Source organism: Acinetobacter soli (assembly GCF_000760595.1).
Lineage (GTDB): Bacteria > Pseudomonadota > Gammaproteobacteria > Pseudomonadales > Moraxellaceae > Acinetobacter > Acinetobacter soli.
This window is the reverse complement of the sequence record NZ_BBNM01000003.1, coordinates 77,494-92,043: the sequence shown is the minus strand read 5'-3', so window position 1 is coordinate 92,043 and position 14,550 is coordinate 77,494. Positions and strand designations below refer to the sequence as shown.

Sequence of the window (14,550 nt, the reverse complement as noted above, 5' to 3'; positions counted from 1 at the left end):
AATCACCGTTAATATGATGTGATTCGAAACAAAGAATAAAATGTAAACCAACCAAAAGAATGTTTTGATAACTAATAAACTGACACTTTTAACACGTAAAAAAAGCACTCGGGTCATCCCAACCCCGATAAAAAGTATTAAAGTATTATGCAACAAGTTGCAAAGCCAATAACAACCTAAGGATTCGTCATGACTAGCTATGCACATATTTTAAAACCACTGCATTTAGGTTTTACAACAATTAAAAATAGAGTCGTGATGGGCTCTATGCATACCGGCTTGGAAGACCGTTTTTATAATTATCCGAAACTTGCAGCCTACTTTGGAGAGCGAGCGAAAGGCGGTGTTGGCTTAATCATTACCGGCGGCATTTCACCTAACCGACAGGGCTGGCTTTTACCCGCAGGTGGAACCATGAATTCTTTGGCAGATATTCCACATCATCGTTTGGTCACGCATGCCGTACATAAGCATGGTGGAAAAATTTTGATGCAGATCTTGCATGCTGGTCGCTACGGTTATCAACCTTTTGTGGTGTCGGCAAGCCCAATTAAATCACCTATTTCACCGTTTAAACCGCGTCAGATGTCGGAAAGCAATATTTTAGACACCATTGAAGATTATGCCCGCTGTAGCGATCTAGCCAAGAAAGCAGGGTACGATGGTATCGAAATTATGGGCTCTGAAGGCTACTTGCTTAATCAGTTTTTGAGCCGTCATGTCAATCAACGAACAGATCGCTGGGGTGGCGAGATTGAAAACCGTATGCGCTTTGCAGTTGAAATTGTAAAAGCGATTCGTGAAAAAGTCGGTGAAAAATTTATTATTAGTTTTCGTCTGTCTATGCTGGATTTAGTTCATGATGGCAATACCATGAGCGAAGTGGTTACGGTGGCACAGGCGCTTGAAAAAGTGGGCGTTACCTTACTCAATACGGGTATTGGCTGGCATGAAGCGCGTATTCCAACCATTGTCACCTCTGTACCGCGTGCAGCTTTTGTCGATTATACTGCTTATGTGAAACAGCACGTGTCTATACCTGTGATTGCGGCTAATCGAATCAATATGCCAGATGTGGCAGAAGAGATCTTGGCACAAGGTAAAGCCGACATGATTCAGATGGCACGTCCACTTTTAGCCGATGCATTTTGGGTGACCAAGGTGGCTACCAATCGTGTCGATGAAATTAATACCTGTATTGCTTGTAATCAGGCTTGCCTCGATCATACCTTTAAAAACCAGCGTGCAACGTGTTTGGTCAATCCGCGTGCAGCATACGAAACCGAGCTAACGTATATCAAAACCAAAAAACCGAAAAAAATTGCGGTTGTAGGTGGCGGTGTCGCAGGGCTGTCGGCGGCCAACGTTGCAGCCAGTCGTGGGCATCAGGTGACGTTATTTGAAGCTGCGTCTGAAGTGGGTGGGCAATTTAACTTGGCCAAAGTTATCCCCGGCAAAGAGGAGTTTCATGAAACCATTCGCTATTTCAAAGTGCAACTAGAAAAAACGGGTGTAGATGTGCGTTTAAACACACGCGTCAATCGTGAGCAACTCGAGCGCGAGGGCTATGAAGAAGTGATTGTGGCGACGGGTGTTATTCCACGCCAGCTTCGTATTGAAGGCAGTAATTTGCCACAAGTTCTTTCGTATGCTGAAGTATTACGTGGTGCTCCAGTTGGTGAAAAAGTGGCCGTGATTGGCGCAGGTGGTATCGGGTTTGATGTATCTGAATTTTTACTCAAACCTGCGCATCAGATTCAGCCCCAGCCCTTGGCGGATTGGCAGCGAGAGTGGGGGGTCGACTCTAATCCGAATTACATTACCGAAGGTGGCCTGCAACCTGTCGAAATAGAAGTACCTGTGCGACAAATTTATTTATTACAACGTAAAACCACACCGCTAGGAATTGGCTTAGGAAAAACATCAGGCTGGGTGCATCGCGCACAACTGAAAAAACATGCAGTGCGAATGATGCGTGGTGTGCAGTACAAAGCTGTAACTAATGAAGGATTATGGGTGGAAGTAAATGGTCATGATCAGCTACTTCGTGTAGATACGGTTGTGGTTTGTGCTGGACAAGAGTCGGTAAAAGATTTAATGCCTTTAGCACAGGAATCGACACTGGCACGCTATCATATTATTGGTGGAGCGAAGCTTGCTGCCGAGCTAGATGCCAAGCGTGCCATCCGAGAAGGCGCAGAATTGGCCGCAGAACTGTAATTTTGATGAAACAATATGCAAACGAGTGCAAAGCATTAAAATTTTTCTTGAATAAAATAAACGGTCTTTGTATTCTTACGCACATGGAAGCGTGGCAGAGCGGTTTAATGCACCGGTCTTGAAAACCGACGAGGGTGTGAGTCCTCCGTGAGTTCGAATCTCACCGCTTCCGCCAAATATTTAAATAAGCCCTTGTTTTTACAAGGGCTTATTTTTTTACTCTAATTTTACTCCTCAGCTTACCCCACATTAAATTTTGGATTGAGAGGTATTATTTGGTGTTGATTCGGATCACTTAGGACAATTGAAATTTTGAGTTTAAAATTCATTGCACAGTCTAATCATCATCGTTGAAGAATCACATTTGCTCTCTAATTGCTTTAGATTCGATTTAAAGTAACTAAAACGAAAGATGCAGGGGGATAGTTCTAATTTTGCTTTAAGGCGATTTCAAGAAGAATGGGGTGTAGCCTAGAACAATAAGTGGTATGTTTGTTTATCTCCTCATCGTTTAAGTTAACTAGGCTTTGTTGCACAAACCTACCGTTAAAGGCTTATTCAACATTATAATTCTCAAATGAATAAGCCCACACCTAAAATCTAACATACAACCAATTGGCCTTCTTATAATAGAGCATTAATAAATCGAGGAAATATCTCTATTTGGTTTGATCCCAAAACTCAATTGAAAGTCTTAGGTGCACAAAGATTTAAATCGTGCTGGTGATTTGTTGTTTTTTTTTAAGTTTGAACACGATCTCATTTAATCCCTATTGCTGGATTTACAAGGCTTTGAGTGAGTAACCAACAAAATCCCGAATGAAGTTGCGAAACAGACCCAAGATACGGTTGAATAATTTCATTTTTGCTGTATGCTAATTGCAACTAGAAAAATTAGACGGTTAGTTCAATCTTCTTTAAGTATCGTAGTTTTAGTCTTAATCCTTCGTTTTATAGATCTTAAGCTCAATTTGTTCAATTTTTACAGTTAAATAGTCATCTCGCATGACGCTCCACCCTTAAAATTTATAGGATAGATTATGTCTAACACAGCTACTGGTACCGTTAAATGGTTCAACGAAACTAAAGGTTTTGGTTTTATTCAACAAGATTCTGGTCCAGACGTATTTGCTCACTTCAAAGAAATCGCAACTGACGGTTTCAAAACTTTGCATGAAGGCCAACGCGTTTCTTTCAACATCGTTGAAGGTAAAAAAGGCCCAAGCGCAGTGAACATCACTCCGCAATAAGGACATCTGTCCAAACAAGAGCACCTTCGGGTGCTTTTTGTTATTTAGAATGAAGTTTTAACTCGCTCGTAGGAGTGATCCAAACAAGATTAATTGAAATAATTATGCTATTCATAATTTAATTCACTATTGTGTAAATAAATAATCTTTGTTAGTTTGAAAAAAATCAAAAACAGCTCGGAAAGCTGATTTATACAAAATAAAAAGGAAGATAAACATGCAAACGGTTGAATCCGGTCTCAAACAGCCTCCTCATTCCTCTCATGTAATGATCATTACTTTGGTCTTGTGTTTTATTTTTGCGATTATTGAAGGTTTTGACTTGCAGTCTATGGGTGTTGCCGCCCCACGTATGAAAGCAGAAATGCTGTTGTCGAGCGCCGAGATGGGTTGGATCTTCAGTGCTGCTGTTTTGGGGACTTTACCCGGTGCATTAATTGCAGGACGTATTGCCGATGTGATAGGTCGCAAAAAAGTGTTAATTGCCTGTGTCATTATTTTTGGTGCAATGTCTCTCATTACGCCTTTTATGCAGGAATATACAGCTTTATTAGCGATTCGCTTTCTGACGGGTATCGGCATGGGTGGCGCACTGCCAATTGTGATTACCATGGTGTCTGAGGCGGTTCCCGATAAATATAAGGCCACAGCAGTCAGTTCAATGTATTGTGGTATGCCAATTGGCGGTTTTTTGACTTCTGTAGTTGCACTAGGCCTAGATGCAGATCATCAATGGCGACATATTTTCTATCTGGGGGGCGGGGCGCCACTTCTTTTAGCCGTTGTTCTTTATTATTTTTTGCCTGAATCAAAAGCTTATCTGAAAAGCCATCAACGGCAAAGTACAAAATACAGTATGTCTGAGGTGCTATTTTCTCAAGGACGAACCCGCACCACCGCAAGTTTATGGATCAGTTTTTTTGGAACCTTACTGGTGCTGGCCTTGCTACAAAACTGGCTTCCTACACTGATTGCCGGTTTAGGATTAACTAAGCATCAAGCAAGTTATATTCAAATGGGATTTAATCTGGGAGGTTCTGTTGGGGTGTTAGTTCTGGGCCTGATGCTCGATCGTTTCAATAAAATTATGATTGCGATGTGCGCATATACCGGAATCTTCCTGTCATTGATTGGTTTGGCCTATTCGCATACGACTGTTGCCTTCACGCTCTCCGCCGCAGGGTGTGGTATGTTTGTTATTGGGTGTCAGTCGATTTTGTATACATTGGCTGCAACATATTACCCTACAGAAATGCGGGGGACTGGTGTTGGTGCCGCAGTGGCGTTAGGACGAGTTGGCGCATTTATCGGGCCACTTTTCGCAGGCTATTTACTGAGCGTTGGCCAAAGTGAAATCTTTGTAATTGCCTCCAGTATTCCCATGATTTTAATTGCTGCACTCTCCGTACTGTTTTTACTGTACCGACCAAATCATCAACCAGTTACCGACACGGTGGCATCTTCACTTAAATCTTCCTGATCGGTTAAACCTAAAGCTTGACTCATTCAGCGCCTCTTGTGCGCTGTTATGGTCTGTTATAGTGTATTCATCAAAAATTGTATCTACCAGTTTTCTTATGGTCTGCCACACTCTGAAGTGTCATATTCAATCAGGAGTGGACAGCATGAACTTTTTATTTCGTAAAAATAAAGCCTGGTTTGTTTTTTTTATCATTACATTTTACTCATTTCTGGGCTTTTTTATGGGTTATCTGATTTGGGAATATGCATTGAATTGAGTGCAAATTGTCGCTTAATCGACTGTGCGAGTTGTTGAAGTGCCTGCTCAATGGTGGCGTCAATTTCAAACGAACAGTTTAAGCGCAAATGATGCGCATGTTCGGGGCGCTGATTAAATAAATAACTTGGCGCAATTCCAATCTGGTGCTGTAGGAGATCTTGGTACAACTGTTGACTGTCTAGCTGTTCTGGAAGAGCAATCCACAAAAAATATCCAGAAGGATAATAATGTATGTGGCAAGTCGCTGGTAGTCGCTGTGTCAGTATTTCGTAATATTGATCTTTAAGACGTTTTAAGCTGCTGCGCAATTGCTTTAAATGTTTGTCGTAATGGCGTTGAGACAGATATTCGACCAATGTACTTTGAATCAGCGCATTCACAGAGATGGTGCTCATCAGTTGTAAATGCTGAATTTGTGCTGAGAATTGTGCAGCATACACCCAACCTACACGAAATCCTGCGCCTAATGTTTTAGAAAATGAACTACAGTGTATCACTCGATGATGTCGATCAAAGAATTTCATCGAGTGTGGTTTGTGCGCGCCGTAATACAACTCCTCATAGACATCATCTTCAATCAAATACACATCATGCTCGTATAGTAATGCTGCAAGCTGTGCCTTAATTTCATCACACACGGTATAACCAATCGGATTCTGGCTATTGAGCATCAATAAACATACTTTTATAGGGTAGGTGATCAGTGCTTGCTTAAAAGCCTCTAGATCGAGTCCGTATTCAGGGTGATCCGGTAATATGATCACATTTAAACCCAGATTTTCTGCGGCTTGCCAAGCACCATAAAAAATGGATTCTTGTAGCAAAATATAATCGCCTGCCTGAGTAAGCGCGCGTAGTGAAAGATTCAGTGCATCTAACCCACCCGAAGTGATCACAATATCTTCTGGGTCTGTCGGAATACCCTGCATGCAATAGCGCTGCGCTATGTATTTGCGTAATGCATAATTTCCTGGTGGAAGGCTTGGCATTTGCTGATAAGCCGCTTTGTGTTTAGCTTGTCGAGCCAATGTATGCATCAGCTGCGCTGAATAAAGTAAACGGCTGTCAGGAAAGGCACTTCCAAATGGCACAATATGCTCAGACTGAATCGACTTTAAATAACGAAATACCCATGAATTGATTTCGATATTGGTACTCTGAACCATGTTATGTGTGCCCGATGCAGGCACTGGAGGGACAGCAACAAAGTATCCAAGCTTTGATTTGGAATAAATTAACCCTTGAGCTTCGAGCTCCTGATAGGCATTTAAAACGGTCATTAAGCTAAATCCAGAAATTTGGACTTGCTGTCTAAGCGAGGGAAGTTTGTCATGGGCTTTCCATGTCCCTGTTTCGATCAATCGCTTTAAGCTCAGTGCCAGTTGTTTGGATTTTTGCATATGATGGTCATGTGATTTGTCTGGATGACTATAACAGATTGTGTATGGATGCTTAAACCAGCGTTTTTTACTTGGATAATTTGTAAATGCTCAAATGGTTTCAGGCCTTAAGTAAATTTCAAAGATAAGATTATTTGTGTAACAAAAAATTTAAATGACACATTTATTACAGCATAAATAACTTCAAGATAATTGAATTTAAAGCGTTTTTTTATTTTATAAAGATATGAGGATTTTAACTCAGTATTTTTAAGAACTCTTCGTCAGTTTGTAGCTAGTTTTGATAATGATTCTCAGGTATGTTCGCTTGAAATTTGATCATGGATGATCTGGTTTTATCGATAGATCAGCCCATCACATCAACCTCAATTCTACACGGATGAAACATGCGAATTGCTTCTATTTTGCTATTAGTTATTGTGCTTCTGACGTTATTGTTTTTTTATTTTCAACCATCTGAGACAGCTATCCCTTTCAAGCAAAGTACTGCACAAGCTCAAGCAGGGCAGCTTGATCAGCCATCTCATCTAAATAATAATATCACTACTCAAGACGTGACATCTCATTCAGTTACTCAAGCAGAGCAGCAAGCATCCGACAGCGCGCCACTTGCCGATACCAAAAGTGATCTGAGCATTCAGCCCATAGATCCAGAAAAGGACCCGGGTAATCAAATTATTAAACCCTAACGTTTCTTCACCCAACAAAAATGGAATTAAACACATGCATAAGTACATGCTATTCATTGTAAGTATTGGATTGGGAATAACATCATCGCACGCTCAGCTTTCATCTGAACAAGCTCGGGCGAAACTGTCTGCACAGGCACTACAAAAAGTTGCACAAGGTAAAATTAATTTGGATGCACTATTGAATAATGCATCCAATGATTTGATTGTCGAGACGAATCATGCACAGCCATTAACAAGCACATCCTTAATTACACAACTGCATCAACAAAAACAGAATTTAAGACAACGTCTATTCGTACTTGGCGGTGTGCAGTTAATGCGTGATTACAATGCATTGCCTTTGACTTTTTATCGAATTCAACAGCGTGATACTTTGGTAAAGTTGCTCAATGATCCAGAGGTCAAAGCGGTTTATCCGAATACAGCGTCTAAAACCATGGCCAATGAAAATCTGAATCTGATTGGCCAACCAGCAGTAAAATCTAAAGGTTATACTGGTCAGGGAACATCGGTGGCAATTTTAGATACGGGTGTAGATTATCGTTTAAATGATTTTGGAAACTGCACACGTGCCGGCACACCAGCCAGTTGTCGGGTCAGCTATGCTATGGATATGGCGCCAGAAGATAATCAACTTGATGACAGTGAAAAACACGGCACCAATGTTGCAGCGATTGCTGCCACAGTCGCGGCAGATACCAAGATTATTGCCATGGATGTTTTTCGTGGCAAACTGGCGTATGACAGTGATATTGCAGCGGCTTTAAACTGGGTGACCAACAATGCCAAAACCCTCAATATCAAGACTGCAAACATGAGTCTTGGGGGAGATTTAAATACTTCGACCTGTACAGGCTCATTATCAAAAAGCTTTCAAACGCTACGTGAAGCAGGTGTATTACCCGTCGTTGCGGCAGGAAATTCGGCTAAATCCAATGCCATTTCATATCCGGCCTGTTTACAGGGAGCAGTCAGTGTAGGGGCAGTGTACGACTCAAATATTGGCCGTGTCATGTATAGTTCATGTACCGATAGCAGTTCTTATGCAGATAAAGTCGCTTGTTTTAGTAACAGTTCTGCAAATTTAACATTACTTGCACCGGGTGTTCGAATTTCAGGTGGCGGCATTGTTATGAGCGGTACTTCTCAGGCAACACCGCATGTAGCGGCTGCACTGGCCATTATTCGAGCCAATAATGCCTTTGCAAATGATAGCCTCGACGAGAGCGTCAATCGACTCAAAAATAGTGGAACATTGGTGACCGATACTCGAAATGGTTTACGTTTTTCTCGTCTCAATCTGGCCGCAGCATTAAGTAGTTTAACAGGCACTCCAACGCAAAATAACACGGCAACGTTTGATCAGAACAACAGCACAGCTGCGCCTGCGACGCCAACAAAATGCACCAGAACATTATTTTTTACCAGTTGCCGCGGCTAGCCTGAATCATTGAACTGAGTGTGATCGCTCAAAATGCGTGGCGATCACATTTCCTTTTACTCAGCACTTATCGATGTGGATGCCGCAAACTGATGCAAACGATTTTGTAATATTTGTGCCATTTGTGTGGCTAGTTCTGAGATAACGCCATCTTTTTCCCAGCGATAAAGCGATATCGCCATGGCGGGTGCTCGCCCAAAGACGCTGTATTCGCGCACATTGTATCCTTGTGTGGCTGCCACGGGCAAAAGCGAGATGCCTAATCCTGCTTCAATACCGACTAAAACACTGGCAAGGCTATTGCTTGAAAAAGCGACATACCAGTGTTTACGTTCACGTTCAATAAAATCAAACATTTCGTCGCGGTACAATCCACCTTGCGGAAAGGTTACCAAAGGAATGGGATCGGGCCATACTTGACTAAAATGCTGACTTTCAAACCAGGCAATTGCTTCTGGAAATGTTGCAAAATGATCTGCACTGGCCATCGGTTCCTTCACAACCACTATATCAAATTGTCCTGCGCGATAGCGTGTCATTAAATCACGACTTAATCCTGCCGTGACATCAAGCCGGATTGAACGGTGTGCTTCACTAAAGCTATGCAGTAATCTCGCCATTTCCGTATTCATAATATCTTCTGGTACTCCAATACGGATGGGAATACTGCCTGTGGTTGTGCTCAGTACATTTTGTGCTTCAAGTTGCAAGGCCAGAATACGTCTGGCGTATCCCAAAAGCGACTCGCCCGCTGTGGTCAGTTGTAAAGAACGGGACTGGCGCTCAATCAAAGGCTTACCGACAGCGTGTTCTAGCCGAGCCAGTTGCTGACTGATGGTCGATTGGGTCATATGCAGTTGATCTGCCGCCAAGGTAAAGCTTCCCGTTTCAACAATCGCCACAAATGCCCGAAGTAAACGAGGATCAAACATGTGGTGCTCCCAAATCGCTACAACGATCCTAAAAGTAAGTATTTATAATCTTAATGTATTCGATTAAATAATTTAATTTCTAAATATAAAAGATCATGTTTATGCTGAGTAGTGAGAACGTACAGAACGGTTTTGCTGAGCAGTATAAGAAACAAGAATATCTAAAAACTTGAGGAGCATTTGAGTGAATGTGGATCGTGAGTTTTTACGCCATTTGCCAAGCAATCGATGCAAAATTGTTATGTTCCTACTCACCCAGAACATCTCCCAGAGATCTATGCGTACTGGCAATCCATTAACATACCCAATCAAGAGTGAGTAAATCAGGTGACCAATCGAGCTTTATTGATGATAACAGTGGCTTTAGTGGGGTTAAATTTGCGGCCCTTTATGACCAGTATTGGCCCTGTAGTCAATCGGATTAAAGCCGATATGGGCCTTGGTTTACAAGGAATTGCACTGCTGACATTGGTTCCTATGCTGCTCATGGGGATGATTGCGCTGCTGGGCCCGTGGATACACAACACTTTGGGTGAGCGAAAAGCCAGCCTGATAGCTTTAAGTCTGATTTGTATAGGATGTGCGTCTCGATTCATCGCGCCGAATGGTTTATTGCTGATTGGTACGGCAGGCGCAATTGGGCTGGGTGTCGCGATGTTGCAAGTGACATTTCCAAGCTTGATTAAACGAGAGTTTGCCGATCAGATGGGACCTATGATGGGGCTTTATTCTGCCATGCTCATGGGAGGCGGCGCGCTTGGCGCATTTTTAACGCCTCTGATCACTGTACAATATGGATCGTGGCAGTTTGGCCTTGCAATTTTTAGTGTTCCGGCACTGGTTGCGCTGCTTCTTGCGGCACGTTATTTAGCTCAGCCATCACAGCATAAGCTTCAATCAGCTTCGATTTCGCTGTTTTTATCACAACCGCGCACGTGGTTACTGATTGTATGCTTTGGGCTGATTAACAGTGGTTATACCAGCATTGTGGCATGGCTGGCACCTGCCTACCAAGAATTGGGCTGGAGTGCTAAATCAAGCGGAAACCTAATGGCGATTTTAACGCTTTGCCAAGCCATTTCCGCTTTAGTTTTGCCTTATTTGGCCCGGAAAAATCAAGATCGTCGGCTATGGCTCAGTGCGGCACTGGTGATGCAAATTGTAGGTTTTGCTGGTTTGGTTTTTATTCCTCAGATGTTTGCCTATGTATGGGTAATGCTGATTGGCGCAGGTTTAGGAGGCTGTTTTGCATTGATGATGATTATTGTGCTGGATCACTTATCTGATCCAGTCATGGCAGGTCAGCTTTCTGCACTCATGCAAGGAGGCGGTTTTTTAATTGCCGCAATTGCGCCATGGTGGGTTGCCATTTTGCACGATATAACAGCGAGCTATACCATCGCTTGGATACTACAGTTGTTCATGGTGATTGTGGTCACTACTTTGGTATATAAATTTAATCCTCACCATTATGCCGATGTAATCGATGTAGAGGGAAAAAGATGAATTTAAAGCGATGAAAAAGCTACAATCAAATAAAAAATCATATGTATAGTCTTGTATATACAATTAAAGCTAAATCACGCTAAAATATACGAGTAAATATTCTATGAGCCGGAACTGATGTCAAGACCTACCACACACAATGATCTGGAACTCTCGCTGGCACAAGACAGCCCTGTTCCGTTATATCTGCGTGTAAAGCACATGATTTCACAGCGTATTTATGACGGGACTTGGCCTGTAAACAAAAAGATTCCATCTGAAAGTGAATTGGTCAATTTGCTTGGCTGTAGCCGGATGACAGTAAATCGAGCACTTCGAGAGCTGACCACTGAAGGCTTACTGGTTCGTATTCAGGGCGTTGGGTCATTTGTTGCAGAAGGACAAGGGCGAACTGCGTTATTTCAGGTCAATAATATTGCTGAAGAAATATTGGCTCGAAATCATAAGCATCATGCCCAAGTACTGGTGCTTGAGAAAATTCAGGCCAATGCCGAACAAAGTGTGTTAATGCAAATTCGTGAAGGACAGACACTGTTCCACTCGATCATTGTACATTTTGAAAATGATGTACCTGTCCAAATTGAAGATCGTCTAGTCGATCCGGTCATCATTCCTGATTATCTTGATCAAGACTTTCAAAACATTACACCTAATGCATATTTGATGTCTAAGGCCCCGGTAACTGAAGGTGAACACGTGGTCACTGCCATTCTCGCAACAGCACAGGAATGTAAATGGCTCAAAATTAATAAAACTGAACCGTGCCTGCTGATTCGGCGTCGTACATGGTCGAACAAACAATTGGTTTCAAGCGCAAGATTGATTTATCCGGGCAGTCGCTATTTTCTGGAAGGTAAATTTACCCAATGATGAAACATCTTCTGGCCTCAGATTATAAAAAAATGCGCTGGAAGAATGGTTTGGGATATACGCTGGAATTGGCTCGAAGTGCTGGCGATGATCTGGCGCATTTTGAGTGGCGAATTTCAATGGCGGATGTTTCTGCATCTGGTGCATTTTCCAACTTTTTGGGAATGCAACGCATCTTGAGTGTATTAGAGGGTGCAGGGCTTTGTTTGAACATTGAGGGGATTGTCCATCAACTCAATAATGGCCAAAGCATTTGCTTTTCTGGCGAGCGTAACGTATTTGCCGAATTGTTAAATGGGCCGATTCGTGACTTTAATCTCATTTATAACCCAAATCTCTGGCAAGCGCAGCATGTACGCTTGGCTGCAAAGTCGGCGCAAACTCGTCATATTTCGGCAGATCTTATTTTTCTGTTTAATGCCTCGACCGAGCCTCAGGTACTACAAATAAATGGAAAATCCTGCCTGCTTCTGCATTATGAAAGTATACTTTTAGATCGGCAAGAAGCGGTAGAATCTATACTGACGATTTCTGGAATTTTTAAGAATTTGTGCATAATTGAATTAAGAAAGTAAATTTTTGAATGGATCAAAGCAACACATACAGCCCTAGGTTGTATGTGTTTTTTTATGGCGTATAAAAATTAAAACAATAAAAAACATTGTCTTATATATTAATTTCCACAATTTTTAAAAAAGCATCTTTTCATTAAAAAGGATTTGTGTAGTATATGGATGTATATACAAGTTAATACATCACTATACAGTGAAGTGAGATTAAATTTCACTTCAAACTCAAAGGAAGGAGTCCTCTTGTGACCACAGCATCAACCAAATTCCGTGATATCGAAATTCGTGCACCTCGCGGTACAAAGCTCAACACCAAAAGCTGGCTGACCGAAGCACCATTACGCATGCTGATGAACAATCTTGATCCAGATGTGGCAGAAAATCCGAAAGAACTGGTGGTTTACGGAGGGATTGGTCGTGCTGCACGAAACTGGGAATGTTTCGATAAAATTGTCGAAACCCTTAAAAATTTAGAAATTGATGAAACTTTATTGGTTCAATCGGGCAAGCCTGTCGGCGTGTTTAAAACCCATCAAGATGCGCCACGCGTCCTAATTGCAAATTCAAACCTTGTGCCGCACTGGGCCAATTGGGAACATTTTAATGATCTCGATGCCAAAGCCTTGGCAATGTACGGGCAAATGACAGCAGGCTCTTGGATCTACATTGGTAGCCAAGGAATTGTGCAGGGAACCTATGAAACTTTTGTGGAAGCTGGTCGTCAGCACTACAACGGCAATTTGAAAGGGCGCTGGGTATTGACCGCAGGTTTGGGGGGAATGGGCGGCGCTCAGCCACTTGCTGCAACGCTGGCAGGTGCTTGTTCTTTAAATATCGAGTGTCAGCAGGCGAGTATCGATTTTCGTTTACGCACACGCTATGTCGATGAGCAAGCAACAGATTTAGACGATGCACTGGCGCGTATTGAAAAATACACTAAAGAAGGTCAAGCTGTTTCTATTGCCTTGCATGGAAATGCAGCAGAGATTTTACCTGAACTGGTGCGCCGTGGCGTACGTCCAGATATGGTGACAGATCAGACCAGTGCGCATGATCCGCTCAATGGTTATTTGCCTGTAGGTTGGACATGGAATGAATACCGTGAGCGCTCTAAAACCGAGCCAGAGCAGGTGGTTCAAGCTGCTAAAAAATCGATGGCGCAGCATGTTCAAGCCATGCTTGATTTTAAGAATATGGGCATTCCAACCTTCGACTATGGCAATAATATTCGCCAAATGGCCAAAGAAGTGGGTGTACAAAATGCATTCGATTTTCCAGGTTTTGTACCGGCCTATATTCGTCCACTTTTCTGTCGTGGAATAGGGCCATTCCGCTGGGCTGCACTTTCGGGAGACCCAGAAGATATCTATAAAACTGATGCGAAAGTGAAGGAGTTAATTCCTGACGATGCGCATTTACATCGCTGGTTAGATATGGCACGTGAGCGAATTAGCTTCCAAGGTTTACCTGCACGTATTTGCTGGGTCGGGTTGGGCCTGCGTGCCAAACTCGGATTGGCATTTAACGAAATGGTTCGTAGTGGTGAGTTGTCAGCACCAGTGGTCATTGGGCGTGATCATCTCGATTCTGGCTCGGTGGCAAGTCCAAACCGTGAAACCGAATCGATGAAAGATGGCTCTGATGCTGTATCTGACTGGCCACTTTTAAATGCACTACTGAACACAGCAGGTGGTGCGACATGGGTATCATTGCATCATGGTGGCGGTGTCGGAATGGGCTTTTCTCAGCATTCAGGTGTGGTGATTGTCTGTGATGGCACAGACGAAGCAGCAGCACGTATTGCACGAGTTTTAACGAATGACCCTGCAACTGGTGTAATGCGTCATGCCGATGCAGGCTATGAAATCGCAATTGATTGTGCCAAAGAGCAAGGACTAAACTTGCCAATGATCACGCAATAACTTGCTC

General features: G+C 42.7%; 12 protein-coding genes, 1 tRNA gene and 1 pseudogene. 12 read left to right on the top strand and 2 right to left on the bottom strand.

The window, feature by feature from the left end; genetic code table 11:
• Positions 1 to 189 precede the first annotated feature (189 nt).
• From Aso01_RS04875 to Aso01_RS16115, 6 genes and pseudogenes are all read left to right on the top strand, one after another.
• Positions 190 to 2,220, top strand: coding sequence for an NADPH-dependent 2,4-dienoyl-CoA reductase (locus Aso01_RS04875; protein ID WP_004936295.1), 2,031 nt, complete (start codon positions 190 to 192; stop codon positions 2,218 to 2,220).
• An 85-nt stretch (positions 2,221 to 2,305) separates the two neighbouring features.
• Positions 2,306 to 2,395 (top strand) — tRNA-Ser (locus Aso01_RS04870).
• A 402-nt stretch (positions 2,396 to 2,797) separates the two neighbouring features.
• Positions 2,798 to 2,905, top strand: a pseudogene (locus Aso01_RS04865) (IS5/IS1182 family transposase); the annotation flags it as partial.
• Positions 2,906 to 3,260: 355 nt separating this feature from the next.
• Positions 3,261 to 3,470 carry a cold-shock protein gene (locus tag Aso01_RS04860; RefSeq protein ID WP_004936298.1) on the top strand — a complete coding sequence of 70 codons (210 nt, stop codon included), beginning with the start codon at positions 3,261 to 3,263 and terminating at the stop codon, positions 3,468 to 3,470.
• A 217-nt stretch (positions 3,471 to 3,687) separates the two neighbouring features.
• Positions 3,688 to 4,950 (top strand): 3-(3-hydroxy-phenyl)propionate transporter MhpT, encoded by a 1,263-nt coding sequence (mhpT, locus tag Aso01_RS04855; RefSeq protein WP_004936300.1) that lies wholly within the window; start codon positions 3,688 to 3,690, stop codon positions 4,948 to 4,950.
• A 145-nt stretch (positions 4,951 to 5,095) separates the two neighbouring features.
• The gene (locus Aso01_RS16115; RefSeq protein ID WP_004936303.1) at positions 5,096 to 5,209 is read left to right on the top strand and encodes a hypothetical protein; all 114 of its coding nucleotides are present in this window, start codon (positions 5,096 to 5,098) and stop codon (positions 5,207 to 5,209) included.
• Here the strand turns inward: Aso01_RS16115 and Aso01_RS04850 are convergent.
• Positions 5,172 to 6,611 (bottom strand): aminotransferase-like domain-containing protein, encoded by a 1,440-nt coding sequence (locus tag Aso01_RS04850; RefSeq protein ID WP_004936306.1) that lies wholly within the window; start codon positions 6,609 to 6,611, stop codon positions 5,172 to 5,174. The two genes, Aso01_RS16115 and Aso01_RS04850, sit on opposite strands and share 38 nt — an antisense overlap.
• Positions 6,612 to 6,997: 386 nt before the next feature.
• On the opposite strand from Aso01_RS04850, the gene Aso01_RS04845 reads away from it, so the two are divergent.
• Together Aso01_RS04845 and Aso01_RS04840 are read left to right on the top strand one after the other, a co-directional pair.
• Positions 6,998 to 7,300 carry a hypothetical protein gene (locus tag Aso01_RS04845; protein ID WP_004936309.1) on the top strand — a complete coding sequence of 101 codons (303 nt, stop codon included), beginning with the start codon at positions 6,998 to 7,000 and terminating at the stop codon, positions 7,298 to 7,300.
• 34 nt (positions 7,301 to 7,334) lie between these two features.
• The gene (locus tag Aso01_RS04840) at positions 7,335 to 8,744 is read left to right on the top strand and encodes a S8 family peptidase (protein ID WP_004936313.1); all 1,410 of its coding nucleotides are present in this window, start codon (positions 7,335 to 7,337) and stop codon (positions 8,742 to 8,744) included.
• A 56-nt stretch (positions 8,745 to 8,800) separates the two neighbouring features.
• Here Aso01_RS04840 and Aso01_RS04835 read toward each other — a convergent pair whose 3' ends face one another.
• Complete coding sequence (locus Aso01_RS04835; RefSeq protein WP_004936315.1) at positions 8,801 to 9,676, bottom strand: LysR family transcriptional regulator; 876 nt, start codon at positions 9,674 to 9,676, stop codon at positions 8,801 to 8,803.
• 348 nt (positions 9,677 to 10,024) lie between these two features.
• On the opposite strand from Aso01_RS04835, the gene Aso01_RS04830 reads away from it, so the two are divergent.
• The 4 genes from Aso01_RS04830 to hutU all read left to right on the top strand — a co-directional run bounded on the left by Aso01_RS04830 (position 10,025) and on the right by hutU (position 14,543).
• On the top strand, positions 10,025 to 11,182 hold the full coding sequence (locus tag Aso01_RS04830; protein WP_004936317.1) for a cyanate transporter: 1,158 nt from the start codon (positions 10,025 to 10,027) through the stop codon (positions 11,180 to 11,182).
• A 117-nt stretch (positions 11,183 to 11,299) separates the two neighbouring features.
• On the top strand, positions 11,300 to 12,052 hold the full coding sequence (hutC, locus tag Aso01_RS04825) for a histidine utilization transcriptional repressor HutC (protein ID WP_004936319.1): 753 nt from the start codon (positions 11,300 to 11,302) through the stop codon (positions 12,050 to 12,052).
• Positions 12,049 to 12,627, top strand: coding sequence for a HutD/Ves family protein (locus Aso01_RS04820; protein ID WP_004936323.1), 579 nt, complete (start codon positions 12,049 to 12,051; stop codon positions 12,625 to 12,627). Before hutC ends, Aso01_RS04820 begins: the two co-directional genes overlap by 4 nt.
• Before the next feature lie 239 nt (positions 12,628 to 12,866).
• The gene (gene hutU, locus Aso01_RS04815; protein ID WP_004936327.1) at positions 12,867 to 14,543 is read left to right on the top strand and encodes a urocanate hydratase; all 1,677 of its coding nucleotides are present in this window, start codon (positions 12,867 to 12,869) and stop codon (positions 14,541 to 14,543) included.
• Positions 14,544 to 14,550 lie beyond the last annotated feature (7 nt).